The 25,177-nt window shown below is 61.9% G+C and carries 22 protein-coding genes; 10 read left to right on the top strand and 12 right to left on the bottom strand.

The window, feature by feature from the left end; all coding sequences use genetic code 11:
• Window positions 1–41 precede the first annotated feature (41 nt).
• Genes AC3IP0_RS16800 through AC3IP0_RS16790 form a run of 3 tightly spaced genes read left to right on the top strand, consistent with a single transcriptional unit; the run spans window position 42 to window position 2,610 of the window.
• The gene (locus AC3IP0_RS16800; protein ID WP_489325388.1) at window positions 42–782 is read left to right on the top strand and encodes a glycosyltransferase family 2 protein; all 741 of its coding nucleotides are present in this window, start codon (window positions 42–44) and stop codon (window positions 780–782) included.
• Window positions 779–1,057: a lipid-A-disaccharide synthase N-terminal domain-containing protein gene (locus tag AC3IP0_RS16795; RefSeq protein ID WP_489325387.1), complete on the top strand. Its 279-nt coding sequence runs from the start codon at window positions 779–781 to the stop codon at window positions 1,055–1,057. The genes AC3IP0_RS16800 and AC3IP0_RS16795 overlap by 4 nt, the downstream gene beginning before the upstream one ends.
• A 2-nt stretch (window positions 1,058–1,059) precedes the next feature.
• The gene (locus AC3IP0_RS16790; protein WP_489325385.1) at window positions 1,060–2,610 is read left to right on the top strand and encodes an ArnT family glycosyltransferase; all 1,551 of its coding nucleotides are present in this window, start codon (window positions 1,060–1,062) and stop codon (window positions 2,608–2,610) included.
• Between the two features lie 54 nt (window positions 2,611–2,664).
• On the opposite strand, the gene ahr is transcribed toward AC3IP0_RS16790, so the two are convergent.
• The 7 genes from ahr to AC3IP0_RS16755 all read right to left on the bottom strand — a co-directional run bounded on the left by ahr (window position 2,665) and on the right by AC3IP0_RS16755 (window position 10,805).
• The gene (gene ahr / locus AC3IP0_RS16785; RefSeq protein ID WP_489325384.1) at window positions 2,665–3,696 is read right to left on the bottom strand and encodes an NADPH-dependent aldehyde reductase Ahr; all 1,032 of its coding nucleotides are present in this window, start codon (window positions 3,694–3,696) and stop codon (window positions 2,665–2,667) included.
• Window positions 3,697–3,829: 133 nt separating this feature from the next.
• Window positions 3,830–4,591, bottom strand: coding sequence for a metallophosphoesterase (locus AC3IP0_RS16780; RefSeq protein ID WP_489325382.1), 762 nt, complete (start codon window positions 4,589–4,591; stop codon window positions 3,830–3,832).
• 673 nt (window positions 4,592–5,264) lie between these two features.
• On the bottom strand, window positions 5,265–6,737 hold the full coding sequence (locus tag AC3IP0_RS16775) for an aldehyde dehydrogenase family protein (RefSeq protein WP_489325381.1): 1,473 nt from the start codon (window positions 6,735–6,737) through the stop codon (window positions 5,265–5,267).
• A complete protein-coding gene (locus AC3IP0_RS16770) occupies window positions 6,730–7,557 on the bottom strand; it encodes an ABC transporter permease (RefSeq protein ID WP_489316224.1) in 828 nt (275 codons plus the stop codon). Before AC3IP0_RS16770 ends, AC3IP0_RS16775 begins: the two co-directional genes overlap by 8 nt.
• 1 nt (window position 7,558) lies before the next feature.
• Window positions 7,559–8,476 (bottom strand): ABC transporter permease, encoded by a 918-nt coding sequence (locus AC3IP0_RS16765; RefSeq protein WP_489316223.1) that lies wholly within the window; start codon window positions 8,474–8,476, stop codon window positions 7,559–7,561.
• Window positions 8,477–8,507: 31 nt separating this feature from the next.
• The gene (locus tag AC3IP0_RS16760; RefSeq protein WP_489325379.1) at window positions 8,508–9,650 is read right to left on the bottom strand and encodes an ABC transporter substrate-binding protein; all 1,143 of its coding nucleotides are present in this window, start codon (window positions 9,648–9,650) and stop codon (window positions 8,508–8,510) included.
• A gap of 39 nt (window positions 9,651–9,689) precedes the next feature.
• Window positions 9,690–10,805 carry an ABC transporter ATP-binding protein gene (locus AC3IP0_RS16755; RefSeq protein ID WP_489325378.1) on the bottom strand — a complete coding sequence of 372 codons (1,116 nt, stop codon included), beginning with the start codon at window positions 10,803–10,805 and terminating at the stop codon, window positions 9,690–9,692.
• 519 nt (window positions 10,806–11,324) lie between these two features.
• Here AC3IP0_RS16755 and AC3IP0_RS16750 point away from each other — a divergent pair.
• Window positions 11,325–12,347, top strand: coding sequence for an IS110 family RNA-guided transposase (locus AC3IP0_RS16750; RefSeq protein ID WP_489315948.1), 1,023 nt, complete (start codon window positions 11,325–11,327; stop codon window positions 12,345–12,347).
• Between the two features lie 286 nt (window positions 12,348–12,633).
• A complete protein-coding gene (locus AC3IP0_RS16745) occupies window positions 12,634–12,930 on the top strand; it encodes a DUF6124 family protein (protein ID WP_489316220.1) in 297 nt (98 codons plus the stop codon).
• A gap of 269 nt (window positions 12,931–13,199) precedes the next feature.
• Here AC3IP0_RS16745 and AC3IP0_RS16740 read toward each other — a convergent pair whose 3' ends face one another.
• The gene (locus AC3IP0_RS16740; protein ID WP_489316219.1) at window positions 13,200–14,522 is read right to left on the bottom strand and encodes an alginate export family protein; all 1,323 of its coding nucleotides are present in this window, start codon (window positions 14,520–14,522) and stop codon (window positions 13,200–13,202) included.
• Between the two features lie 282 nt (window positions 14,523–14,804).
• Here AC3IP0_RS16740 and AC3IP0_RS16735 point away from each other — a divergent pair, with 282 nt between their 5' ends.
• Both AC3IP0_RS16735 and AC3IP0_RS16730 read left to right on the top strand, forming a co-directional pair.
• Window positions 14,805–15,194, top strand: a complete 390-nt coding sequence (locus AC3IP0_RS16735) for a c-type cytochrome (RefSeq protein ID WP_489316218.1) — start codon at window positions 14,805–14,807, stop codon at window positions 15,192–15,194.
• A gap of 48 nt (window positions 15,195–15,242) precedes the next feature.
• Window positions 15,243–16,733 (top strand): aldehyde dehydrogenase family protein, encoded by a 1,491-nt coding sequence (locus AC3IP0_RS16730; protein WP_489316217.1) that lies wholly within the window; start codon window positions 15,243–15,245, stop codon window positions 16,731–16,733.
• A 105-nt stretch (window positions 16,734–16,838) separates the two neighbouring features.
• On the opposite strand, the gene AC3IP0_RS16725 is transcribed toward AC3IP0_RS16730, so the two are convergent.
• The 4 genes from AC3IP0_RS16725 to AC3IP0_RS16710 all read right to left on the bottom strand — a co-directional run bounded on the left by AC3IP0_RS16725 (window position 16,839) and on the right by AC3IP0_RS16710 (window position 21,805).
• Window positions 16,839–19,244, bottom strand: a complete 2,406-nt coding sequence (locus AC3IP0_RS16725; protein ID WP_489325376.1) for a DUF3772 domain-containing protein — start codon at window positions 19,242–19,244, stop codon at window positions 16,839–16,841.
• Between the two features lie 108 nt (window positions 19,245–19,352).
• Window positions 19,353–20,783 carry a heavy metal sensor histidine kinase gene (locus tag AC3IP0_RS16720; protein WP_489325374.1) on the bottom strand — a complete coding sequence of 477 codons (1,431 nt, stop codon included), beginning with the start codon at window positions 20,781–20,783 and terminating at the stop codon, window positions 19,353–19,355.
• A gap of 8 nt (window positions 20,784–20,791) precedes the next feature.
• Window positions 20,792–21,463, bottom strand: a complete 672-nt coding sequence (locus AC3IP0_RS16715; protein ID WP_223441305.1) for a heavy metal response regulator transcription factor — start codon at window positions 21,461–21,463, stop codon at window positions 20,792–20,794.
• 84 nt (window positions 21,464–21,547) lie between these two features.
• Window positions 21,548–21,805 carry a DUF2790 domain-containing protein gene (locus AC3IP0_RS16710; protein ID WP_489316214.1) on the bottom strand — a complete coding sequence of 86 codons (258 nt, stop codon included), beginning with the start codon at window positions 21,803–21,805 and terminating at the stop codon, window positions 21,548–21,550.
• Between the two features lie 393 nt (window positions 21,806–22,198).
• Between AC3IP0_RS16710 and AC3IP0_RS16705 the strand changes: the two genes are divergently transcribed.
• Genes AC3IP0_RS16705 through AC3IP0_RS16695 form a run of 3 tightly spaced genes read left to right on the top strand, consistent with a single transcriptional unit; the run spans window position 22,199 to window position 25,172 of the window.
• Window positions 22,199–23,164, top strand: a complete 966-nt coding sequence (locus AC3IP0_RS16705; protein WP_489316213.1) for a tripartite tricarboxylate transporter substrate binding protein — start codon at window positions 22,199–22,201, stop codon at window positions 23,162–23,164.
• Between the two features lies 1 nt (window position 23,165).
• A complete protein-coding gene (locus AC3IP0_RS16700) occupies window positions 23,166–23,648 on the top strand; it encodes a tripartite tricarboxylate transporter TctB family protein (protein ID WP_489316212.1) in 483 nt (160 codons plus the stop codon).
• A gap of 15 nt (window positions 23,649–23,663) precedes the next feature.
• Entirely contained in the window at window positions 23,664–25,172 is a 1,509-nt protein-coding gene (locus tag AC3IP0_RS16695; RefSeq protein ID WP_223442175.1) for a tripartite tricarboxylate transporter permease, read from the top strand.
• Window positions 25,173–25,177: the final 5 nt, after the last annotated feature.

Here is a 25,177-nt window from a genome sequence, read left to right as displayed (position 1 = left end):
GCCTCTGATCTCGAAAAATCCAACAGGGCGAGAGAGACCCCATGAGCCAAGACATTTTTGTATCCGTACTGATTCCCGCCAAGAACGAAGCGAACAACCTCAAGCCATTGCTTGAAGAAATCCGCGTGGCGCTGGCCGATGAGGCTTACGAAATCATCGTGGTCGACGATGGCAGCACCGACGCGACCCTGCATGAACTGCGGCAGATTCGCCAAAGCGGCTTGAACACCTTGCGCATCCTGCATCACGAGCGGTCGCTGGGGCAGAGCACCTCGCTGTACCACGCGGCCCGAGAGGCTCGCGGGCAGTGGCTGGCGACCCTCGATGGCGACGGCCAGAACGACCCGGCGGACATTCCCGGCATGCTCGCGCTGGTGCGCGGCGAACCGGGCAAGGTCGACGTGCAACTGGTGGCCGGGCACCGGGTCAATCGTCGCGACACCGCGAGCAAACGCTACGCCTCGCGGTTCGCCAACAACCTGCGCCGCCGCCTGCTCAAGGACGCCACCCCGGACACCGGTTGCGGCCTGAAGCTGATCGAGCGCGCGGCGTTCCTGCGCCTGCCGTACTTCGACCACATGCATCGCTACATTCCGGCGCTGATCCAGCGCCATAACGGGCGCATGATCGTGCACCCGGTCAACCACCGGCCGCGCACGGCCGGGGTGTCGAAATACGGCAACCTCGACCGCGCACTGGTCGGCATTCTTGACCTGATCGGTGTCTGGTGGCTGATCAAACGCACGCGCCTGAACACCCACGCTCAGGAGCTCGAAGGATGATGCTGACCCGTGAAACCCTGTGGCTGCTGGTGGGCTTTGCCGGGCAGGCTGCTTTTACCGGGCGGTTTGTCTTGCAGTGGTTGTACAGCGAGTACAAGAAACGCAGCGTGATCCCGACCAACTTCTGGTACCTGAGCATCGTCGGCAGCACCTTGTTGCTCGCCTACGCCATTTACCGCCAGGACCCGGTGTTCATCGTCGGGCAGGCGTTTGGCTCCATCGTCTATTTTCGCAACCTGCAATTGATTGCCAAAAGCAGAAGCGCAAAGGAATAGCAATGCGTAGATCGTTGTCGCCCAGGGTCGAATGCCTGGGCCTGATGCTGCTTGCCTTGTTGCTGATCGGCGCGGGACTGGGCCTGCGTCAGGCGCAGAATGTGGATGAGGAGCGTTTCCTCGGTGTCGCACTGGAGATGCTGCAAAACGGCTCGTGGCTGATCCCGCACCGGGCCGCCGAGATTTACGGCGACAAGCCGCCGATTTTCATGTGGACGGTGGCGTTCTTCACCTGGCTGACCGGCAAGCCCAACATCGCCCTTTATATCCCGGGGCTGTTTTCGGCGGTGACGGTCACGGCGATGGTCTATGACCTGGGCCGTCGCCTGTGGACTCAACGTACCGGTCGCAACGCCGCGCTGTTGTACCTGGCGACGTACCAGACCTTCAGCATCCTGCGCACCGGCCAGATCGACAGCTTGCTGATTCTGTTCACCTCCCTGGGCCTGTACGGCCTGGCGAGGCACCTGCTGCTGGGACCTACGTGGCGCTGGTTCTACGCGGGCTGTGCGGCCATGGGCATTGGCGTGATCACCAAAGGCGTGGGTTTCCTGCCGGCGCTGTTGCTGATCCCATACGCCTATGGGGTGCGCAAAGGCTGGCCCGGCGTGGTGGCGATGCCCGGCGAGGCGCGCAAGTGGTTGCTCGGGTTTGCACTGATGCTCGCGGCGATTGCGATCTGGCTGCTGCCCCTGGCCTTGTCCATCATCTTCAATGGCAACGCCGACGAAGTGGCCTATGCGCGGGAGATTCTCCTGCGCCAGACCGCGGGCCGCTATGCCGCCGCGTGGCATCACCGCGAACCGTTCTGGTATTTCTTCACCAAGGTGATTCCGCAGTATTGGCTGCCACTGGTGTTGGTACTGCCATGGCTGATGCCGGCCTGGCGCCGTCAGTTGCAAAAACGCGACGGCCGGGTGTTGGTATTGCTCGGTTGGGTGCTGCTGGTGGTGCTGTTTTTCTGCATCAGCACGGGCAAGCGCAAGTTGTACATCTACCCGGCACTGCCCGGGCTGGTGCTGGTCGGCGCGCCGTTGATCCCTTGGCTGCTCAAGCGCTGGTTCAAACAGCGCCCGCGTTTGCGTCGGGTGTTCCCGGCACTGGTGGCGACCTGGTTCGCGTTGTGGTTCGCCCGTGGTTTCATCGAACCGCTCAAGGACGGCACCAACATCGATCAGGTGCTCATGACCCAGGCTGCGACCATGACCCAGGGCGCCGATCTGGTGCTGGTCAACTGGGAGGAGGGGCACTGGTTGTTCGCCCGGCAGCCGATCGTTCATTTCGGCATGGACAATTCGACCATCGAAAAGGCCGCGCTTTACTTGCGCGAACACCCCAAGGCCTACGCTTTGGTGCCGGATGACGTACTGAGCCAATGCTTCAAACCCGAAGCGGCCCGTGAGCTGGGGGAAAACTCCCGGGCGAACTGGTCGATCGTGGGCGCGGATGCCGACAACGGTAAATGCCTGCCGCAAGAGGCCGGCAAAGCCTATCGGTTCACTTGGAATGACCCGCACATGCCAGCGCCGCCGCTGCAAGTGGCTAATCCCTGAGGGCAAAAAACGGGCCGCTTGAACAAGCGGCCCTTTTTCTTCGCTCATCGCCAGTCACTGACTGGCGTCCAGCACCACGCGGTAGCGCGCCTTGCCACTGCGCAAATGATCGATGGCCTCGTTGATCCGGCTCATGGGAAACATCTCGACCTGCGGCACAATCTGGTGGCGTGCGCAGAACTCCAGCATGGTCGCGGTGTTGGCGGGCGAGCCGACCGGTGAGGCGGACATGGTCTTTTGCTGGGGAATCAACTCGAACACGTGCATGGGTATGGCATCAGGCACGACGCCGACAAAGTGCAGGCGACCCTTGCCGCGCAGGGTGGCGAGCATGGCGCTCCAGTCGAGGTTGGCGTTGGCGGTGACCAGGAGAAAATCCAGGGTGCCGGCAATGGCATTGAGCGCATCGGTATCGGTCGAGGCGACCACCTTGTGCGCGCCCAGGCGCCTGGCTTCATCCTGCTTGCTCAGCGATGAGGTGAACGCAGTGACTTCGCAGCCCCAGGCGTTGAGGAAACGCAGCGCCAGGTGACCGAGACCGCCGATGCCCACCACGCCGACCCGGTCGGTTGGCTTGATGCCGAATTCCACCAGCGGGTTGAACACGGTCGAACCGGCACAGAACAACGGCCCGGCCATCGCCGGATCGAGCCCGACGGGGATCGGCAGGGCCCAGGCCCAGTGCGAACGAATGCGGTCGGCAAAGCCGCCGTTGCTGCCGATGATGGTCGGTTGCACGGTGCGGCACAGGTTATGGGAGCCTTCGATGCACGAGGTGCAATGCATGCAACTGCCCTTGTACCAACCGATGCCCACCTGTTGCCCCATTTCCAGACCTCGAACCTGGTCGCCCAGGCGCACGATACGGCCGACCACCTCGTGGCCGGGAATGAACGGGTAGCGGCTGATGCCCCAATCGTTGTCGATCAGCGACTGGTCGGAGTGGCACACGCCGCAATATTCCACGGCGACTTCCACCTCATCGCTACCCAACGGACCGGGATCGTAGCTGTAGCATTCCAGTGGCGCGCCCGCTGCGGTGGCGGCCCAGCCGGTAAAAGTGGTGAGTTCGCTACTGTCGCTCATGGGATACCTCCAGATCAGAAGTCAGGGGTCTTGGCCGCTTTGGTGCCGCGGCGGAGCGAGGAAAGTGTAGCGGGTTGCCGGCGTTCCATCGGGCGCGAGCCTGGGGACTTTTGATTTCAGCGCGACTTCACATCTACAGATCGATCACGAGCGCCTCATCGAAATCGGGATTTTCATTGATGCCATTTTTGGCATAGCCCCGGGGGTTGCAGACCACGCGGGTGTTACCTACTCGATAGTCAAAGCTGCCATGGGTATGGCCATGCAGCCACAGTGCCGGCTGCCAGTCCTTGATCCGCGCTTCCAGGTCCGAGACAAAGCTTGAGTTGATCGGCGAACCGGCAAAGGTCGGGCTGATGCTCGACTTTGTCGGGGCGAAATGGGAGACCACGACCGTGGGCGTGCTGCTGTCGCGGGTGAAGCAGTCTTCCAGCCAGGCGACTGTCTGCAGAAACACCAGCTGGGAAATGGCCGGTGTGAACAGGTCAGGAAAGTCGGGGGCGATTCTGATGTGGCTGAAGTCACGGATCAGTTGGGTCGCCAGATCGATGCCCAGCGCCCGATCCTCCGGGCTGTCGAGCAAGCGATAGTCAGACCACAGCGTGCAGCCGAGAAAACGCACGCCGTCGTGGACGTACTCCGAGCGTTCCAGAACATGGATCTGCGTGCCTTGCGCCAGGCTGTTGAGTTGCTCGTAGGTGGAGACCAGGTCACTGCCATAGAACTCGTGATTGCCCGCCACGTACAGCAGTGGAACCGGGCAGGCTCTGGCCCACTCGATGGCCTTGGCCGGCCGGGCGATGTCCCCGGCGAGCACGACGATATCGGCCTCCACGGCGGGAAAAGGGATCGCGTTGACGGACAGGTGCATGTCGGACAGCAAGGCGATGCGCATGGATCAACTCCGGCGTGTCTTGAAGGACGGGTCATTCAAGTTACGCGTTGATAACCCGTTGTCACAAGCCTGCTCCCACAGTTTGATCTTCAGTGAACGCCAATCCCACGGCCGACCACAATCCCTGTGGGAGCGGGCTTGCCCGCGAAGAGGTCGGCACATCCAACAGAGATGTCGACTGACCCAGCGCTATCGCGAGCAAGCTCGCTCCCACAATTTTGATCTTCAGTGACCACCAATCCCACGCCAGCCACAACCCCTGTGGGAGCGAGCCTGCTCGCGAAGAGGCCGGCACATCCAACAGAGATATTGCCTGACCCAGCGCTTTCGCGAGCAGGCTCGCTCCCACAATTTTGATCTTCAGTGAACGCCAATCCCGCGGCCAGCCACAATCCCTGTGGGAGCGGGCTTGCCCGCGAAGAGGCCGGCACATCCAACAGAGATGTTGGCTGACCCAGCGCTATCGCGAGCAAGCCCGCTCCCACAATTTTGATCTTCAGTGACCACTAATCCCACGGCTGGCCACAACCCCTGTGGGAGCGAGCCTGCTCGCGAAGAGGCCTGCACACCCAACAGAGATATTGCCTGACCCACCGCTATCGCGAGCAAGCTCGCTCCCACAATTTTGATCTTCAGTGACCACCAATCCCACGGCTGGCCACAGTTGACCTGCTTACTTCAAGTACCACCCCCACGGCTGGTCGCTGACGTACTCGGTTACCTGCTTGACCTCAAGATAATTGTGCAGCCCCCATTGCCCCAGTTCCCGGCCGATTCCGCTGTGTTTCATCCCGCCCCAGGGTGCTTCGACGAAGGTCGGTTGCGAGCAGTTGACCCAGACGATCCCGGCGCGCAGCTGGTTGGCGACCCGGGCGGTGCGTTGCAAGTCGGCGCTCATCACGGCGGCGGCCAGGCCGAAGCGGCTGGCGTTGGCCATTTGCAGCGCTTGCTCTTCGGTCTTGAAACGCTTGATGCACAGCACCGGGCCGAACACTTCTTCGCGCCACAGAATGCTGCTATGCCCCGGTTCGTCGAAGATCGCCGGCTCGATGAAATACCCTTCGGCCAGATGCGCCGGTCGCCGTCCGCCGGTGAGCAAACGGGCGCCGCTGGCCAGGCCCTGGTCGATGAAACCGAGCACCTTGTCATACTGGCCCTGGCTGACCAACGGCCCGAGCAGCACGCCGGGCTGCATGCCGGGGCCGATGCTGATCTTGCGGGTTTCCTCCACCAGGCGTTCGATCAGGCGCGGGGCGATGCTTTCCTGCACCAGCAGGCGTGACGTGGCGCTGCACACCTGGCCCTGGTTCCAGAAAATCCCGAACAGAATCCACTCCACGGCGGCGTCGACATCGGCATCATCGAACACGATAAAGGCCGACTTGCCCCCCAGTTCCAGACTGATGTTCTTGATGTCCCGCGCCGCCGCCGACATGATTTTCGCCCCGGTGGGTACGCTGCCGGTGAAGGCCAGTTTGTCTACCCCCGGATGCTCGGTGAGCGGGCTGCCGGCGTCGGCGCCGAGGCCGGTGACCAGGTTCAACACCCCGGCGGGCAAGCCGATGCGGTCGGCGGCGGCGGCCAGTTCCAGGGCGGTCAGTGGTGTCAGTTCGGACGGTTTCAACACCACGGTGGCCCCGGCAGCCAAGGCTGGCGCGACCTTCCACGCGGCCATCAGCAGCGGGTAGTTCCAGGGGATGATCTGCCCGGCCACGCCAATCGGCTCGTGGCGGATGCGGCAGCGAAAGCGCTCATCCGGCAAGGCCAGCGGTTGGTCCTGTTGCTGATCCAGTTCGCGGGCCAAACCGGCGTAGTAACGAAAGCAACCGATGGCATCACCAATGTCCCACTGCGCTTCGGGCAAGGGCTTGCCGTTGTCGCGCACTTCCAGTTCCGCCAGCGCCTGCTGGCCACTTTCCAGTTCATCGGCCAGCGCCTCCAGCCACTGTGCACGTTCAGCGCCGCTGGTTTGACCCCAGCCATTGTCGAAGGCGCGACGGGCCGCGCGCACGGCATGGTCGACATCCTCTTCAGTGCCTGCCGCGACCCGGTGGAAGACTTGCTCGGTGGCCGGATCGATCACGTCCAGATAGCCGCCCAGGTCCGGACTGACCCATTCGCCGTTGATGTAGAGCTGATCACGCATGGTGCGACTCCTGGACGCCGGTGCGGCGGTTTTGCAGATGGCGGGAAGTGAACAGCAGGGCCAGCGACACACAGATGATCACCGTGGAAATCGCGTTGATCTCCGGTGTCACGCCGCGGCGGATGGAGGAAAAGATGTAGATCGGCAACGTCGTTTCGGAACCGGCGACGAAGAACGCGATGATGAAATCGTCGAAGCTGAAGGTGAACGCCAACAGGAATCCGGCCATGATCGCCGGGCTGATCTGCGGCAAGGTCACCCGCCAGAAGGTGTCCATCGGTGGCGCGTACAGGTCCGCCGAGGCTTCCAGCAAGGCGTTGTCCAGCGAGTCGACGCGGCTGCGCACGATCACCATCACCAGGGCCATGGTGAACAACGAATGCGCGGCGATCACCGTGAAGAACCCCATGTTCAACTTCGGCACCGTCGGCAACCAGCTCGCCAGCAGCGGGTTGATCAGGTCGAACAGGCTGATGAAGGCAATCAGCGTCGAGATGCCGATGACGATGCCCGGCACGATGATCGCGCAGTAGGTCAGGGCATCGAACAGCAGGCGCACCTTGGCGCCGCAGCGCTGCAAGCCGAACACCGCCAGGGTGCCGAACAGCGTGGCAATCACCGCTGAACTGAAGGCGATCAGCGCGCTGTTGCCCAGGGCTTCCATGATGAACGGGTTGCCGAAGGCGGTGCCGAACCATTGCACCGAGCAGCACTGGAAGGCCAGGCCACTGCGCCCGGCGTTGAAGCTGAACAGAACGATCAAGGCAATCGGCGCGTAGAGAAACAGGTACAGCGAGGTCGAATAGCTGCGCAGCCACATGTCACAGGCCTCCGTCGGCAGGGCGGCCGCCGTAGCGCGCCACCAGTTTCAAGTACACGCCGATGATCAGCAGCATCATCGCCACCAGCGTCATGGCCAGCGCACTGCCGAACGGCCAGTTGCGCGATTGCAGGAACAGGTCGACCAGCGCGTTGCCGACAAAGAACACCTTGCCGCCGCCGAGAATGGCCGGGATCAGGAACTCGCCCATCAACAGGATGAACACCAGCATCACTCCGGTGATGATCCCCGGCGCAGACAGCGGCAGGGTGATCCGGCGGAAGCTTTCGAAGGCACTGGCGCCGAGGTCCGCCGAGGCTTCGAGCAGGCGCTTGTCGAGTTTTTCCAGGCTGACGTAGATCGGGAACACCATCAGCGGCAGGTAGCCGTAGACGATGCCGATCAGCACCGCCCACGGCGTGTTGATCAGCCGCACATCCTCAAGCCCCAGGCTGGCCAGCAGCGCCGGAATGCCCTTGCCGCTGAGGATGAAAATCCACGCGTAGGTGCGGATCAGGAAGCTGGTCCAGAACGGCACGATCACCAGGGTCAGCAACAGCGAGCGGTTCCTTGTGACCTTGACCGCGAGGAAGTACGCCAATGGATAAGCCGCCACCAGGCACACCAGGGTGCCCAGCGGCGCGAGCATCAGCGTATTGCTGAACGCCGCGCCGCGAGAACCGAGGTTCAGGTAGTTGGCCAGGGTGAAGCCACCGGCGTAACCGCCCACGGCGCTGCGCTCGCCGAAACTGAAGACCAGGATGATCACCAGCGGCATCAACAACAGCAGCAGGAACCACAGGGTCGAAGGCAAGAGCATCAGCAGGGTGATGCGCCGGCCGATGCTGCGCCGTTGGCGAACCTCGACCGACAGGGCATGGCCCGGCTGCACCGTTTGCGGGTGGGCGGCGGCATTCATGGGTGACTCCTCATTGGCCATGGTCAGGCGATCAGGCGGACTTGAAACGCGCCATCAGCTCGGCGCGGGCCGGGCTGGTCAGCGTCGCGGCGGCACCGAACTCCAGCGGGCTCAGGGCCTCGGCGGCCGGGTACATGATCGGATCGTCGAGCATCGCCACCGGCAGCAGCGCGTCGACACGCTTGTCGCCGCTCGGGTAGCCGTGGCTCAGCACTTCGAGCTTGTTGTGCTGCGGGTCGAGCAGGTAGTTGATGAAGGCGTAGGCGGCGTCCTTGTGCTCCGAGCTTTTGGGAATCGCGAAGAAGTCGCTCCACAGTTCGCCACCTTCCTTGCCCAGTTCGAACTGCATTTGCGCGTTGTCGCGGTGCAGTTGCGAGGCGTCGCCGGTCCACGACATCGCCAGCCAGGCATCGCCGCTGCGCATCGACGGCTGGATGTCGGAGTTGATCGCGAACAGGTGCGGCTTGACCTCGATCAGCAGCTTTTCCGCGTCGGCGAGTTCTTTCGGGTCCAGGGAGTTGAAGCTGTAGCCGAAGCTTTTCAGCGCGTTGCCGATGGCGGTCAACTGGTAGTCGTGAACGATCGTGCGACCACTGGCCGGGCCCTGGGCGGCGGCCCAGAATTCCTTCCAGCTGGTGGGGCCGTTTTTCAGCTTGCCGGTGTCGTAGAGCATGCCGGTGGTGCCCCAGTTCTTCGGCACCGCGTAGACCTTGCCGTCCACTGTGCCCTGGGCCATGAACTTCTGTTGGAACGCCGAGGCATCGAAGTTGGGAATGCGCGACAGGTCCAGCGGCTCGATCAGCCCCAGGCCGACGTAGGTGCTGATGGTGTAGTTGGTCGGCACCAGCACGTCCCAGCCACTGCCGCCGGCCTGCAATTTGGCGAGCATTTCCTCGTTGGAACCGAATACGCTCATCGACACCCGGGCGCCGGTGGTCTTGCCGAAGGCGTCGAGGTTTTCCTGGCTGTGGTAGTTCGGCCAGGTCGCCAGCGACAGGCGATCACCGAGTTTGGTTTGCTCGGCGGCCTCGGCGGTGGAGGTCAGCAGGCCGGGCATGTTGGTGGCGACCACGGCGGCGGCGATCCCCAGGCCCGTGCGGCCAAGGAACTCGCGGCGACTGATCGAGCCGTTCTGCCAGCTGCGCAGGGTTTTTATAAAAGTCTTCTGGTCCATAGCACGCTCCACATCCGGTTGATGAAACGAATCGATGATTTACAACGCCATGGCCAGGCCATTGGCGTGATCCCAGCCGACGCGCACTGGCGCGCCGTGTTCGAATGCATTGGCGCCGTGGTCCTGCTGGCGCGGAACCCGCACGCAGACCACGCCGAAGGCCTGGGTGCGCACGCGGTACTCGGTGGAATTGCCCAGATAGATGCGGTCTTCAACGCAACCCGGCAGCTTCACTTCGCGGGTCATTTCGGCGTTGGCGCTGGCGATGCTGATCAACTCCGGGCGCACGGCGATGCAGCCGGCGGCATTGGCGCTCAGGCCTTTGCCGGTGGGGGTGAGGGGGCTGGTAAGCTCCAGTCCTTGCTCGGTACGCAGCACCACCGAGTTGCCGTTGAGCTGGCGCACGGTGCCGTCGAACAGGTTGGACTCGCCGATAAAGTCAGCCACGTAGCGACTGGCCGGGGCTTCGTAGAGTTGTTCCGGGGTGGCGGTCTGGATGATCGAACCGTTGTGCATCACGCTGATGCTGTCGCTCATCGACAAGGCTTCTTCCTGGTCGTGGGTGACCAGCACGAAAGTGATGCCGACCTCACGCTGCAAACGCAGCAGTTCCGATTGCATCTCCTTGCGCAGCTTGCGGTCCAGCGCGGCCAGCGGCTCGTCGAGCAGCAACACTGTCGGCTTGTTGACCAAGGCGCGGGCGAGGGCGACACGCTGTTGCTGGCCGCCGGACAATTCACTCGGCTTGCGCTGGCCAAAGCCGTTCAGGCGCACCATCTCCAGCGCCTCATCGGCCATGCGCAGTTGCTGTTTTTTGTCCGGGCGCGGCGTGCGATAACGCAGGCCGTAGGCAATGTTCTGCGCCACGGTCAGATGCGGGAACAGCGCGTAATGCTGGAACACCATGTTCACCGGACGCTCGAACGCTGGCACGCCGGCCACGCTTTTGCCAGCCAGACGAACCTCGCCGCTGGTGGGCTGTTCGAAGCCGGCGATCATGCGCAGGGTGGTGGTCTTGCCACAGCCCGAGCCGCCGAGAAAGGAATGAAACGAGCCACGCCGCACCGCGAAATCCAGACCGCTGACGGCCTGCACCTCGCCATAGCGTTTGACCACATTGCAGAATTCGATATCGCTTGGCGGGGTGTTGTTCACGAGGCGGGCTCCCTTGCAGTGATGAATCAGTGCGTCGGGGGCCAAACTAGCAATCGGGGTTTTGCGGTGTATATATCCCTTGGGGGATAGGAGCAGCCTCGAACTTCAGGTTTGTTGTCAGGTGATTAGAAGAGTCACTGTTTAAACGTGCCTGTTTAAGCGATGTAGGCGTTACTTCATGAAAGCTACAACGCCTTGCGTCGTTGCCTACACGTACGCCAGAATCCGCCGGCTTGTGCGCCTTGGGGCTGGGTTTTATCGTTTGCCGGTCGCTGAAAAATAACAGTGATCGGGTTTGGTAGCCCGGCTATGTGAGGTGCAAAGCGTCATCATCTGCAGCGTTTTTCTACTCTGCTTTATGGTGGCCATGCACAGGGCGCTTTCGGGCGCGCCGGTCTCCTTGCATCCCGGTCTACCAACCTGCGTATGGCCACCACCCTAATGAGATGGTCAGCCCAGTACGGGAGCATCGGTAAATCTAAACTTACCGGGGTTCTCACTGACTTGCGGAGACCTCTCATGGACATCTTGGACTTGCTTGGCCTGGATATTGGAAAAAGCACTTTTCATCTCATAGGGCACGACGCCAAAGGCAAGGAAGTACTGCGCAAGAAATTCAATCGCAGCCGCTTGCTTGAGTTTGCCGCAAGGCTGAAGCCCTGCACCATAGCGATGGAGTCTTGTGGCGGTTCACACTGGCTTGCCAGGAAGCTCTTGTCCTTCGGTCATCAAGTGAAATTGATCGCGCCGCAGCATGTAAAACCCTACGTCACCGGCAACAAAAACGACTACATCGACGCTGAGGCAATCTGCGAAGCCGCATCCCGTCCTAAAACACGTTACGTCGCCATCAAAACCGTGGAACAGCAAGTGCTATCGACCCAGCACCGTCTTCGGGAGGCGTTGGTAGGCCATCGGACTCAAACGATAAATCGCATTCACGGGTTCTTGCTTGAGTTCGGGATCGCATTGCCTGCAACAAAAGCGGCTATGAATCAGGTTCACCAAATTCTGGACGACCCGGCCGCAGAGTTACCGCAACAGCTGAAGTCCTTTATTGAACATCTACTGGAAGAGATGAAACGGCTCAACGACGAGATTAAGGCGATTGACCGGAGTATCAAAGAGCAAGTGGACGCTGATGATGCGGGAACACGCCTGATGAGCATCCCCGGCATCGGCCCTATCATCGCTAGCGCGCTGCTGGCCGACGTCGGCGACGCTTCCAATTTTCACTCGTCGCGAGACTTCGCCGCTTCGCTGGGACTGGTGCCGAGGCAGTATTCAACAGGCGACCAAACCGTCCTTTTGAACATCAGCAAGCGCGGTGATAAATACCTTCGAAAGCTTATGATTCAAGGCTCGCGTGCAGTTCTTGTGCACATAGATAAACGTACGGATGCTTTGGGGACTTGGTGCAGAGACCTGCTGATACGAAAGCACCCGAATAAAGTCGCCTGCGCTTTGGCCAATAAATTGGCAAGGATCGTATGGGCTGTTTTAGCTCGCGGAGTCAGCTACAACGCACAACCCATGGCTTGATCGAAATTCCCTACCGGCTTTTGCGACGACAAGATGATGACGATAAACAGCTCAACCCCTGCATGAAAACCTGGTAAACGAGGCAGCTCTCGAAGCTGGCACCCTTTTAAGGACAGGCAGGAGCGACTACTCATCAAGGGCCAGGCGGCAAAACTGCCAACCATGAGCCCGGATACATTAGCGCAAGCATGCTTTACCGCTCATCGCTCGTGGTTGCAGGAGGTGGGCTGACCATACACTCGTTTAGCAGCGACGGAGTGGCTGCATCACAACGGAAAAGAAAGTCATGTCAAAGGTTACCCCTGATCCACCGGACAACGACGCTTGCCCCAACCCGGCCCTGCACATCATGGCCGCCCCGCACAAACCCTCCACACTGTTCACCATCAACCCCGACATCGACACCGAAACCCTGCTGGCCCACGCCTGCGAATCGCTGGCCTCGGCGAACGTCATGGTCAATGACCTGGCGGGTTTCCTGGAAGGCACGCACCGCAACACCCTGCTGGGTATCGCACAAGTGATCATGCTGGGGGAGTTGGCGGTGAATCGGGCTTTGGATCAGGTCGATCGACCCGGCTAGCCACTAGACACTGTGGGAGCGAGCCTGCTCGCGAAGGCGGAGTGTCAGGCAACATTGATGTTGAATGTGCCGGCCTCTTCGCGAGCAAGCCCGCTCCCACAGGGATCTGCGGTGAACACAAGATTTGTGTATGGCAAAAATCCAGTGTGGGAGCGGGCTTGCTCGCGAAGGCGGTGTATCAGGCACTGCAAATCTCAGATACGAAAGCTCCCCACCAACTGATTCAACTTCCACGTGGGCAACGACAACGCCACTGCCCATGGCCGAAATCAGAAACCGGTGGCGAACACCACCTGGGCGTAAACGTTCTTGTCGTTGTTACCCAGTTGGGTACCACCGTCTTCGGCGCTCTTGTCCGGTTGGTAGATGCCCACCAGTGGCATCACGGTCAGGTGGTCGTTGACGTGCCATTCGGCGTACAGGTCGACTTCGTGGCCATCGGTGTTGCCCAGATTGCGGTCGATGGTGTCGAAGTTGAAGTACATCGCGCCGACGGTGAGGTTCTCCAGTGGCGAGACTTTCAGCGTGACGTTCTGGATGCGCGAGTTGCTGTTGAATGGCCCGGCGTAGTTGCCCGCCACTTCACCCTGGAACCAGGTGCCGTAGCCACGGCTGAAACCGTAGAACAGGGTGTCGTAGCCTTCCGAGAAACGGCTGTAGCGGTAGCTGGCGCTAGGCGTCCAGACTGCTTCGGAGAAGGTCCAGCCGGCTTCCAGGTACCAGGCGTCTTCGCTGGAGGTGTTGGGTTTGTCCTGCTTGGCGTATTCACCGGACAGGAACAGGTCTTTCACCCCGGCGTTGCCTGCCGCACGCAGGCTGTAGGTTTTCATGCCGTCGCGTTCGAGCTGGATCGGCGAGGCGTACTGTTCGTCGATGTCGGTGGTCTTGATGTAGGTCAGGCCGACCGTGCCGGCCTCGGCCACGTGCTCCAGGGTGCCGACGTACATTTCGGTCTTGGCCTGGGCGCGGTTGTCGGATTTGAGCCACATCAGGTCGCTGCGCCAGCCTTCCTTGCCGCCCAGACGTAACACGGCGGTTTCGTCGAAGGCCTTGCGGGCCGCCAGGTAGTAGGCGCCACCACGGTTGAATTCACCGTCGGCCAGGCCCTTGCCCATGTTCAGTGCATCGCCGTCGATTAGGAAACCGTCGCCGACCACAATGTTCTGACGACCGAAGGACAGGTCGACGCCGTCACTGCCCAACGCGCCGAACAGATCGGCCGAGCGCCAGCCGAGGTAGGCGTCTTCGAACTTGGTGGTGCGTTCCGAGCCATCGGAAAAGCCGGCGGCATCGCCATCGCCCCAGGTGCCGGAGCTGAGCATGTTCCCCGCGCCGTACGCGGTACCCACACCGCCCAGGCCTTGATCGAAGCTCAAGCCGTATTTGATGTAGCCCTCGCGCCACGACGAGCTGCCTTCATTCAGGCGGCCGGACAGGGCGTAGTTTTCCTGGCTGTGGAAAATGCCGAACACCGCTTCCAGGGTGGCGTTCAGATGGCTGTCGTCATCGGCGTAGAGTTCATAGGCACCGGCATTGCCGGCGCTGATCATCAGCGCAAGCGTCGAGAGACGAAGCAAGGGGGACTTGAGCATGGTGTGGCATCCGTTCTTGTTCTTGAGCGCAGGTTTGCGGTCTGTCCGGATACTAAGGCGCGGCTATTGTTTGCCCTTTTCCCTGTTTGCCAATTAGTTGGTTGTGCATGCCAGATTGCCCGGTTTGGCAGCCCGGCCAACACAACTGGCACGCAGGGCAAAACCTGCGTGCCGGCGACCACCGACAATCCCTACCAACCTGCCGAAGCACCGTTGCCTCGGCATTTTTAGTGTTGGCGTTCGCCTGCTGGCGGGCGCGTGGATTTTCAAGGTCGTCTCCCTATGTTCACTTCGCTGCGTTTGCCCCTGATCGGTTTGTTGTCCTTCACCCTGGTCCAGGCGGTGTCCGCCGCCGAGTGCGCCCCGGACACGCGTCGTGGTGGCGAAGTGTTTGCCACCGAGTGCAGCATCTGCCACGCGGTGACCAAGGGCACGACCGGCATGATGGGGCCGAACCTGTTTGGTGTGTATGGGCGCAAGTCCGGCTCGCTGGCGGGTTTCAGCTACTCCCAGGCCATGCGCGACAAAGACGTCGACTGGCAGGCCGAGAACATCACGCAACTGATCACCCAGCCCCAGGCCTTCGTGCCGGGCACCTACATGCCCTACATGGGCCTGGCTTCCGCCGACGACCGCCAGGCGGTCGCGTGCTTCCTCAAAGAACAACACTGATCAGGCCGGATTTGCGCCTGAACAACTCGTCTGAATAAAAGGTGAATTATGAGCAACGTTGAAATCCTGCCCCAGGTCGCTGCATTCCTCGAACGTCGCCACGGCTGCTTCATTGATGGCCAGTGGGTGTTTGCCGAGGGCGACAGCATCGCCGTGGTCAACCCGGCCACCGGGCAAACCCTGTGCGAAACCCTGGATGCGCCGCTGGAAGTCGTCGAGCGCGCCGTGCAGTCGTCCCACAAGGCTTTCAAATCTGGCGTGTGGTCGAGCCTGCGTCCGGCGGACCGTGAACGCATCCTGCTGAACTTCACCCGTCTGGTCGAAGAACACGCCGAAGAACTGGCCCAGCTGGAAACCCTGAGCCAGGGCAAGTCGATCAACATGGCCCGTGCGCTGGACCTCAACGCCACCGTAGAATTCATGCGCTACATGTCCGGTTGGGCGACCAAAATCGAAGGCCAGACCTTCGATGTATCGATCCCGCTGCCACCGGGCGCCAAGTTCACCGCATTCACCAAGCGCGAGCCGGTGGGCGTGGTGGTCGGCATCGTGCCGTGGAACTTCCCGCTGCTGATCGCCGCCTGGAAACTGATGCCGGCCCTGGCCACCGGTTGCACGGTGATCATCAAGCCGGCCATGGAAACCCCGCTGACCGCCATGCGCCTGGCTGAACTGGCGCTGGAAGCCGGCATCCCGGCCGGCGTATTCAACGTGGTCACCGGTGGCGGCGCCTCCGTTGGCGGCGTGCTGACCGCGCATCCTTTGGTGAGCAAAGTGTCGTTCACCGGTTCCACCGCCGTGGGCAAGAGCGTCGGCGTGGCGTGCATGGAAAACATGACGCGCTTCTCCCTGGAACTGGGCGGCAAGAACCCGATGATCGTGCTCGCCGATGCCGACATCGAAAAAGCCGTGCAAGGCGCGATCCTCGGCGGCTTGCTGAACAACGGCCAGGTCTGCGCCGCCGCTTCGCGCTTCTACGTGCACCGCTCGATCCACGACCAATTCGTCGAAGCCTTGGCCGCCGCCGTCTCCTCGATGCCGATTGGCGCGGGCATGAACTGTGATGCAGCGATCAACCCGCTGGTGTCGCGCAAGCAACAGCAAAGCGTACTCAAGCACATCGAACTGGCCCGCCAGCAAGGTGCGCGGGTGGTGACTGGCGGCGAGTTGCTGGAAGGCGACGGTTTCTTCGTGCAGCCGACCATCCTGGCGGACATCGACCACAGCATGGCCGTGGCCCGCGAAGAAGTATTCGGCCCGGTGCTGGGCGTGATGCCTTTCGACGACGAAGACGCCGTGATCGAACTGGCCAACGACAATCGCTACGGCCTGGCTGCCAGCCTGTGGACCAATGACCTGGGCAAAGCCATGAACCTGGTGCCACGCATCGAAGCCGGTACGGTGTGGGTCAACGCCCACGTGCTGCTCGACCCGGCGATGCCATTCGGTGGCGTCAAGCAGTCGGGCATGGGCCGTGAGTTCGGCCGTGCGGTGATCGAGGCTTATACCGAGCTCAAGTCGGTGTGTATCGCCCATTGATAAACCTGTAGGAGCTGTCGAGTGCAACGAGGCTGCGATCTTTTGATCCTGGTTTAAAAATCAGATCAAAAGATCGCAGCCTTCGGCAGCTCCTACGGATGGGTGTTACGCGGTAGGTGGCGGTTTCGCCAGTTCAATCCCGGCGGTCCCCAGCCGCTTGAGAATTTCAAACAGCAGCTCGCTTTTGATCGCGCCGACCGTGCGTGGGCTGCCGACATACCCGGTGATGGTCAATGTGATGCCTTCGGGTTTCAGCTGACTGAAGCGCAAAAACGGCGCTGGTTTGTCCAGGATCGATTCGTGTTCGGTGTAGGTGTCCATCAGCAGGTTCTGCACCAGCTCCGGATCGATGTTCAGCGGGAACATCAGTTCGAGTATCACCACGCCCTGGGCGCTGCCGCCGAGGGTGACGTTGCGCAGGTTCTGTGAAATCAGATGGGAGTTGGGCACGATCATGATCGAACGGTCGGCCAGTTGGATTTCCGTGGCCCGTACGTTGATCCGGCGAATGTCGCCTTCGACGCCGCTGATGCTGATCAGGTCGCCGACCTTCACCGGACGCTCGGTGAGCAGGATCAGGCCGGAGATGAAGTTCTTCACGATCTCCTGAAGGCCAAAGCCGATACCCACTGACAGGGCACTGACGATCCAGGCCAGGTTGGTCCACTTGATCCCCAGCGACGCCAGTGTGAGCAGGACCACGGACACGTAGCCGATATTGGCAAACAGGGTGCTGAGCGAGGCGCACATGCCCGGGGCCATCTCGGTTTTGGGCAGGAACTCGTTATCCAGCCAGCGGCGCAGCGTGCGTATCAGGTAGACACCGATCATCAGTGTCAGGAGGGCATGCATCAAATTGTCCGGGACGATGTTCAGCTTGCGCAGCCCTTCACCACCGAGAATGGCCACGGTGCCGGTGACCAGTTGCCCTAACGTCGTCCCCACGCCGCCGACAAACAGGGCAATGACGCCGATCAGCATCAGGATGGCGCGGCCAGCCCCGGACATGACGGTGCAAATCTGCTCCAGGCGTGGATTGCCGATGCCCAGCAGTTGTTTGATCGCCTTGCCGGTGGGTTGCCGGGGTGAAAAAACGTAGTCGCAGGTGTCCTGGTAGACCTGTGCGAGCAGGTAGAAGCCGGCGAAGATGATGAATATCCAGACCAGTTCATAGGTGATGAACCGGGCCATCGTCACGTAGCCGATCAACAGGGCGAACAGGGACACCACCACGGCAGCGCCGGTGAAGGTGTAAATCAGACCGGCGAAGGTGGTGACGCCTTCGGGGTTTTCCCCGGCCGCTATCAGGTCGCGGCGAGTCTTGTTGACGCGCAACAGCAGCGCACCGATCACCAGTGCCACGACCAAGGCCACGATGCCCCGACCGAACAACACCACTTCGGCGCTCATGCCGGTGACATTGCTCATTTGTACCAGGGTTACCAGCACCAGCAGCAGGCTGGCCAGCAACCGCGGATAGGGCTCCATCGCCAGCGCCACCCGATCGGCAATATCGGGCAGGCGCCATGAAGGATGTTTGGTCGACAGCAGCGCGCGACTCAGCCCGGTGATCAGCACGCAGGTATAGGCCAGTTTTTCCAGATACTGCGCCAGGTCGTCCAGCTGGGGGGGGTAGGGCAGTTGCCGGGTCCCGGCAAAATGCAGCAGTTGCAGGGCGATGCCGGCGGTCAGCAGCGTCGCCATCACCGACGCCAGCGCAAGGGAGCTGCGCCGCAGCCGGCCTGCTGGCATTCGATTGAAGCACAGCCACGCCAGGCCCCGGCCGGCGAGGTTTCGCCCCACGGTCCATATGACCAGGGCCAGCAACAGCAGGGTGGCCGTGATCGCGCGTTGTCCGGGTTGCCAGGCGGCCCGGTGCGTGACCTCGAGTTGCTCGATGAGGGCGCTGAAGCGCTGGCGGTCCTCGATCGGAAGGGCGAACAATGGCGACCAGAAGCTCGGGCTCAGGATGCTGCTGGTCTGCTGGGTCACTTCCGCTTCCAGCAGACTGCGCCGAATACTGCCAATCTGGGTGATCAACTCGGCGGCACTTTTTTTAAGCGCGGCCAGGGTTTTGAGTTGGCTGTCGATCTTGTCTTTTTGCTCGCTGAGGGTGTCTCGTTGAGAGGTAATGGCAGTCGTCACCTGTGCGTTCTCGTCGAGCGGCACTGGCCCCAGCACGTTCAGTTGCGCCTGCAATTGCGCCTGTCCAGGCAGCAGCGATGTGGACAGGCGTTCAATCTCCTGAATCAGTACTTGCACCTGGTCCTGTGAGCTTTCCAGCTGGGTGTAATTGGTGGCCAGGGAAACCTGCTGCTTGAGGCTGTTGAGCTGGTTCTGCACCCCAAGCAATTCGCCGTCGGAGATGCTGATGATCGGGGCTGCGGGGGCGGGAGCGGGGGCAAGAGCAGGAGCCGGGGCGTCGGCCATGTCCCCCGCCAACAGCCATCCCGGGCTTGCCGCCAGAACCGCGAAGGCGACGTGAATCATTGACTTCAAGACATTGCGCATCGGCGGGCTCGACGGGTTGTTAGTCACATAGCCAATGAGGTTAGGTCAAGACACGCACCCTAGAGCATTGTTTTGTCGCAAGTGTCCCGGCCGGTTTTCGCCAGGACGCTACTCATGCTGTTGCCGCGCCGGGAAAAACAGTTCGAAGCAGGTGATGCCGTCGGCACTGCTGACGTGGCAGGCACCGTTGTGCAGTTGCATGATCGTCGCCACGATCGACAGGCCCAGGCCATTGGATTGGGCCGAGCGTTCGCGGGACTCGTCGACCCGGTAGAAGCGTTCGAACAGCCGTGGCAGATGCCGGGCCGGGATGGTCGGGCCGTGGTTGCGCACTTGCACCTGGACGCCGTCGGCCGTCGGGCTGGCGTGGATGCACAGCTCGGAATGCGGCGCGCCGTACTTGATGGCGTTGGCGCACAGGTTGGCCAATGCGCGGCGCAGCAGCATCGGCTCGGCCCAGATCAAGCCGCTGCCCCGGGCATCGATGCAGATGCCAACGTCGGTCGCCGGGCCTTCGAAATAATCGGCCATGCGTTGCATCTCGTCGGCGGCATCCAGCTCCTGACGCTGGCGCAAGGCACTGCGCGGATCGGTGCGGGCCAGGAACAACATGTTGTCGAGCATGCGCGCCAGGCGTTCCAGCTCTTCGACATTCGAGGCCAGCAGCTGCTGATAGGCGTCTGTGCTGCGGTTCTGCTGCAAGGCCACCTGGGTTTCGCCCAGCAGGTTGTTGATCGGCGTGCGCAGCTCGTGGGCCATGTCGGTCGACACCTGACCCAGCTGGATGAAGCCTTTGTCCAGCCGGTCGAGCATGGCGTTGAAGGCGTCGATCATGGGCAGCAGTTCCAGCGGCGCGCCCTGGCTGTCGAGGCGTTCGTTGAGGTTGCCGACGTCGATGCTCTGGGTGTGGCGGGCCAGGCGCCGCACGGGCAACAGGCCGCGATGCACCAGCACATAACCGGACAGCGCCAGCAGGATTGCCGCGACGCTGGCGAACAGGTACACATTGAGCCGGTAGTCGGCGAGCACGGCGGTGCGCTCGGTCATCAGGCGCCCGGTCACCACTTGCAGGCTGCCCAGGTCACCGGAGTCGATGGTCGCCGCCAGGGCGGAAAACGGCACGCCGTTGACGTTGGGCAAATGCTGCACGTCGCTCAGGGTCAGCCGATGATCCATGGCCACCGGGGTCAGCACCGGCATCGTCAGGTTGCCCGGGTTAACCACCAGCAACGGCGGTTGGCCAGGGGTGCCGATGGTCAGCAGGGCCTCGCGGTTGCCCATCATGTTCTGGAACAGCGCCGGCTTGGCCTTGATCAGGTCCAGGGTGTTGCTGTCGTTGAGGAAGGTGCGCAACTGGTCGATGCGGGTGATCAGGGCGATGTCGTCGCGATGGATCAACTCGCGCTCCAGGTCGCGGTACAGCGCCACGCCCAGCAGCGCCAGCGAGACAAACGCCAGCAGGGCAAACACCAGCGCCAGGCGCAGGGTCAGGGAGTGGCTGAGACGGGAGGCGGATTGCAGCGGCGTCATCACATTCATGGGGGCATTCAGGGTTGAGTGTCGAAGCGGTAGCCGATGCCGCGCACGCTGTGGATCAACTTGAGCGGGAACGGATCATCGATTTTCAGGCGCAGGCGGCGCACCGCGACATCGACGACATTGGTGTCGCTGTCGAAATTCATGTCCCAGACCCGCGAGGCGATCATCGAGCGTGACAGCACCTCGCCCTGATGCGTGGCGAACAGGTGCAGCAGGGCGAACTCCTTGTTGGTCAGGGTGATGCGGTTGCCGGCGCGGCTGACGCGGCGCTTGAGCACGTCGATCTGCAGGTCGTCGACGTGCAGGTGTTCTTCTTCCCGGGTAGGACCGCGCCGGGTCAGGGTGCGCAGGCGTGCCACCAGTTCGGCGAAGGAAAACGGCTTGATCAGGTAATCGTCGGCGCCAAGTTCCAGGCCTTTGATGCGGTCGGCGATGTCATCCCGGGCGGTGAGGAACAGCACCGGTGTGTCGGCTTCCTTGCGCAAGCGGCGCAGGACCTCCCAGCCATCCATCTTCGGCATCATGACGTCCAGCACGATCACGTCGAAATCATGTTCCAGGGCCAGGTGCAGGCCATCGATTCCGTCCCGCGCCAGGTTCACGGTGTATCCGAGTTCCTGCAGGCCGTTGAGCAGGTAATTGCCGGCCTTGGGTTCGTCTTCGACTACGAGGATGTTCATGCAAACCTGCCTGATCCGGTCGGGCTACAGGGGCGAGCCAATGGCGAAAGTGTAGCCCGGTCGGCGCTGAATACAGGCATCCGCTCAGTTCTCACCAAGGCAACCTACGCCCTGGACCTGATAGTCCAGCTGGTGCTCGCGACCCTGGTGGTCGAGGTAGTTGAACTGGGCCGGAACGATGCCGCACTGGCCGTTGAGGTCGGTCATCGACAGGACCTTGGCAACATCCATGTGCACATAAAAACCGGTTTTGTCGTGGATGACCGGCGAGGTGGACTGGGTGGCGGAAAACGCCGAACCGGTGGCGAGCAGGGCGGCAAAACCCGCGATCAACATTTTCATGACGAATCTCTCTCTACAAGGGCAGGGTGGCTGCCGGTGGTTGGCCTGACAGTGAGTTCAGGCTAACGAAGTGATCCGGACAGCCGACCAACAGCTTGATGACAAAGTTGTAATAAAAGGATGGCAGGAGCACCCAGGGCCCTGTGGGAGCGAGCTTGCTCGCGATGACGGAGTGTCAGTCGACATTTTCGGTATCTGACACACCGCCATCGCGAGCAAGCTCGCTCCCACAGAGGGGCTCCCACAGGGGGCTTGCGCCGCCTTTGGCGGGTGGTTTCAGCAAAACAGATCCACCCACGGATCCATGGCCTAAGCTTGTTTGCAGGCCCATGTTCATCGCACACCTCGATGGGCAAGCGGCACCCATAAAAACAATGCAATCAGGAGATGCCCATGTCCGCTTTGATCCGTCGTTTCAGTCGCTGCATGGCCGCCGGTTTGGCCGCTGCCGTGCTTGTTGCACCAGCCTTCGCGCTGGATACCGTGAAATTCATGGCCCCAGGTTCCGTGGGCGGTGGTTACGACCAGACCGCCCGGGTGCTGGGCAAGGCCATGGTCGAGGCCAATACGGCCAAGGCCGTGACCTTCGAGAACAAGGGCGGGGCGGGCGGGACCCTGGGGCTGGCGCAATTTGCCAACAGCACCAAGGGTGACCCGAACGCATTGCTGGTGGTCGGCGCGATCATGGTCGCGGGCATCGAACAGAACAAACCGCAGATCAGCCTGAAGGATGTGACGCCCATTGCCCGGCTGTTCACCGAATACAACGTGATCGCCGTGCGCAAGGAGTCTGAATACAAGACCCTTGATGACCTGATCAAGGCCTTCAAGGCCAAGCCAACGAGCATCACCTGGGGCGGCGGCTCCAAGGGCTCGGTGGATCACATCGGCATCGCCGAGCTGGCCGGCAAGCTGGACGTGCCGGTCAACAAGGTCAACTACGTGGCCTTTGGTGGCGGCGGCGAGGTGGTTGCCCAGGCGCTGGGCGGCCAGCTCAAGGTGATCACCGGCGGTTACGCCGAGCTGGGCCAATACATCAAGACCGGTCAGTTCCGTGTCCTGGGCATCGGCGCGCCGGAGCGGGTTCCCGGCATTGATGCTCCGACCCTCAAGGAGAGCGGCTATGACGTGACGATCGGCAACTGGCGCGGCGTTTACGGTGCCTCGGGCCTCACCCCGCAGCAGCGTAAAGAGGTGATCGACGCGGTCGTGGCCGCCAGCAACAGCAAGGTCTGGCAGGACAATATCCAGGCCAATGCCTGGACGCCCAGCGTGTTGACCGGCGATGAATTCGGCAAATTCGTCGAGGAAGAACACGTGCGGTTGCGCGCCATGTTGGTCAAGGTCGGGCTGCTTTGACATGGCCACACAGCGCGCAGTGGTGCCGACGCAATTGGCGGTCGGCATCGGCCTGATCGCCATCAGCGTCGTATTGGCGATTGGCGCCTACCGGTTTCCGCCCGAAATGGGCTTCGTGATCCTCCCGGCGTACGTCTATCCCTATGTCGTGGCGGCGTTTCTGGGTGCAGTGGGGTTGCTGCTGGGGTATCAGGCCGTCAGTGGCGGCTTTCGCGAGCTGGATAACGACTCCGCCACGGTGCCCGGTGGAAAAACCGGTGCGGCCTGGGTGACGGCGGGGCTTGTCGGGGTGGCGGTGCTGATCAACCTGATCGGTTTTGTGCTCGCCGCCGGGTTGCTGTTTGCCTGTTCGGCGCGGGGGTTCGGCAGCCGTCATCCCCTGCGGGACCTCGCCATCGGCATTGCCTTGACCCTGCCGATCTACTGGCTGTTCAACGCCGGGCTCGGGGTTTCCCTGCCGTCGCTGATCAACATCTGGCTTTGAAAGGAGATTGATACCGTGGACATTCTTTCAAGCCTGGCGATGGGTTTTGCCGCGGCGCTGACACCGATCAATCTGATGTGGGGGTTCATCGGCTGCCTGCTCGGCACCGCCATCGGCGTGCTGCCGGGGATCGGTCCGGCGCTGACGGTGGCCCTGCTGTTGCCGATCACCGCCAAGGTCGACCCCACTGGCGCGCTGATCATGTTCGCCGGTATCTATTACGGCGCGCAGTTCGGTGGCTCCACCACTTCGATCCTGCTCAACACGCCCGGTGAATCGTCCTCCATGGTCACGGCCCTGGAAGGCAACCTGATGGCGCGCAACGGCCGGGCGGGACCTGCGCTGGCGACGGCGGCGATCGGCTCGTTCGTCGCCGGCACCTTCGCCACGATTTTGCTGACGCTGTTTGCGCCCATCGTGGCCAGGCTGGCCCTGAATTTCGGCCCCACCGAGTACTTCGCGATCCTGGTGCTGTCGTTCACCACCGTGTCGGCGGTACTCGGCGCTTCGATGCTGCGCGGGTTTGCCTCGCTGGGCGTCGGGCTGACCATCGGTCTGATCGGCCTGGACTCGACCTCGGGCATTGCCCGCTACACCCTCGGCGTGCCGGAACTGGTGGACGGCATCGAAGTGGTGCTGGTGGCGGTCGGTTTGTTCGCGGTGGGCGAGGCCTTGTACAGCCTTCTCTATCAAAAGGAATCAAACGAAGGACGGCATCGCCTGACCTCGTTGTGGATGACCCGCGCCGACTGGAAACGCTCGGTGCCCGCGTGGCTGCGGGGCACGCTGATCGGTTTTCCATTTGGTTCGATTCCGGCCGGTGGCGCCGAAATTCCGACCTTTCTGTCCTATTCCACCGAACGCAAACTCAGCAAGTACCCCAAGGAGTTTTCCGCCAACAAGGGCGAGGGCGCCATCGAAGGCGTGGCCGGCCCGGAAGCGGCCAACAACGCCAGCGCGACCGGGTCTTTGGTGCCGTTGCTGACCCTGGGCATCCCGACGTCCGCCACGGCAGCGATCCTGTTGGCAGCGTTCCAGAACTACAACCTGCAACCGGGGCCGATGCTGTTCGAAACCTCCGCGGAGCTGGTCTGGACGCTGGTGGCCTCGCTGTACATCGGCAACGCGATCCTGCTGGTGTTGAACCTGCCGCTGGTGGGGCTGTGGGTCAAACTGCTGCAAATCCCCCGGCCGTACCTGAACGCCGGCATCCTGGTCTTCGCCACCATCGGTGTGTATGGCATGCGCCACTCATCCTTCGACCTGATCCTGATGTTGGCGATTGGCTGGGGCGGGGTGTTGATGCGGCGGTTCGACTTCCCCGTCGCCCCGGTGATCGTCGGCATGCTGCTGGGGCCGATGGCGGAGAAACAACTGCGCAACGCCTTGTCCATCAGCGAGGGGGACTGGACGGTGTTCCTCACGCAACCGATCTCGGCGTTCTTCCTCGCCCTGACGCTGCTGGTGCTGGTGGTGCCTCATGTGTTGCATAAACGCGGCATCAAGTTGCATGAGGATGATTGAGCAAT

Source organism: Pseudomonas sp. GL_103 (genome assembly GCF_057835175.1).
Note: the sequence above shows the minus strand (reverse complement) of the source record. Positions and strands in the feature narration are given on the sequence as shown.

What these genes read in the sequence shown, in the direction of transcription:
- AC3IP0_RS16745 (WP_489316220.1), top strand. Translation starts at nt 12,634, where the DNA reads ATGTCAAAGGTTACCCCTGATCCACCGGACAACGACGCTTGCCCCAAC.
- AC3IP0_RS16795 (WP_489325387.1), top strand. Translation starts at nt 779, where the DNA reads ATGATGCTGACCCGTGAAACCCTGTGGCTGCTGGTGGGCTTTGCCGGG.
- AC3IP0_RS16790 (WP_489325385.1), top strand. Translation starts at nt 1,060, where the DNA reads ATGCGTAGATCGTTGTCGCCCAGGGTCGAATGCCTGGGCCTGATGCTG.
- AC3IP0_RS16720 (WP_489325374.1), bottom strand. Translation starts at nt 20,783, where the DNA reads ATGAATGTGATGACGCCGCTGCAATCCGCCTCCCGTCTCAGCCACTCC.
- AC3IP0_RS16725 (WP_489325376.1), bottom strand. Translation starts at nt 19,244, where the DNA reads ATGCGCAATGTCTTGAAGTCAATGATTCACGTCGCCTTCGCGGTTCTG.
- AC3IP0_RS16710 (WP_489316214.1), bottom strand. Translation starts at nt 21,805, where the DNA reads ATGAAAATGTTGATCGCGGGTTTTGCCGCCCTGCTCGCCACCGGTTCG.
- AC3IP0_RS16760 (WP_489325379.1), bottom strand. Translation starts at nt 9,650, where the DNA reads ATGGACCAGAAGACTTTTATAAAAACCCTGCGCAGCTGGCAGAACGGC.
- AC3IP0_RS16770 (WP_489316224.1), bottom strand. Translation starts at nt 7,557, where the DNA reads ATGTGGCTGCGCAGCTATTCGACCTCGCTGTACCTGTTTCTCTACGCG.
- AC3IP0_RS16775 (WP_489325381.1), bottom strand. Translation starts at nt 6,737, where the DNA reads ATGCGTGATCAGCTCTACATCAACGGCGAATGGGTCAGTCCGGACCTG.
- AC3IP0_RS16730 (WP_489316217.1), top strand. Translation starts at nt 15,243, where the DNA reads ATGAGCAACGTTGAAATCCTGCCCCAGGTCGCTGCATTCCTCGAACGT.
- AC3IP0_RS16800 (WP_489325388.1), top strand. Translation starts at nt 42, where the DNA reads ATGAGCCAAGACATTTTTGTATCCGTACTGATTCCCGCCAAGAACGAA.
- AC3IP0_RS16735 (WP_489316218.1), top strand. Translation starts at nt 14,805, where the DNA reads ATGTTCACTTCGCTGCGTTTGCCCCTGATCGGTTTGTTGTCCTTCACC.
- AC3IP0_RS16700 (WP_489316212.1), top strand. Translation starts at nt 23,166, where the DNA reads ATGGCCACACAGCGCGCAGTGGTGCCGACGCAATTGGCGGTCGGCATC.
- AC3IP0_RS16740 (WP_489316219.1), bottom strand. Translation starts at nt 14,522, where the DNA reads ATGCTCAAGTCCCCCTTGCTTCGTCTCTCGACGCTTGCGCTGATGATC.
- AC3IP0_RS16750 (WP_489315948.1), top strand. Translation starts at nt 11,325, where the DNA reads ATGGACATCTTGGACTTGCTTGGCCTGGATATTGGAAAAAGCACTTTT.
- ahr (WP_489325384.1), bottom strand. Translation starts at nt 3,696, where the DNA reads ATGAGCGACAGTAGCGAACTCACCACTTTTACCGGCTGGGCCGCCACC.
- AC3IP0_RS16715 (WP_223441305.1), bottom strand. Translation starts at nt 21,463, where the DNA reads ATGAACATCCTCGTAGTCGAAGACGAACCCAAGGCCGGCAATTACCTG.
- AC3IP0_RS16765 (WP_489316223.1), bottom strand. Translation starts at nt 8,476, where the DNA reads ATGAATGCCGCCGCCCACCCGCAAACGGTGCAGCCGGGCCATGCCCTG.
- AC3IP0_RS16705 (WP_489316213.1), top strand. Translation starts at nt 22,199, where the DNA reads ATGTCCGCTTTGATCCGTCGTTTCAGTCGCTGCATGGCCGCCGGTTTG.
- AC3IP0_RS16780 (WP_489325382.1), bottom strand. Translation starts at nt 4,591, where the DNA reads ATGCGCATCGCCTTGCTGTCCGACATGCACCTGTCCGTCAACGCGATC.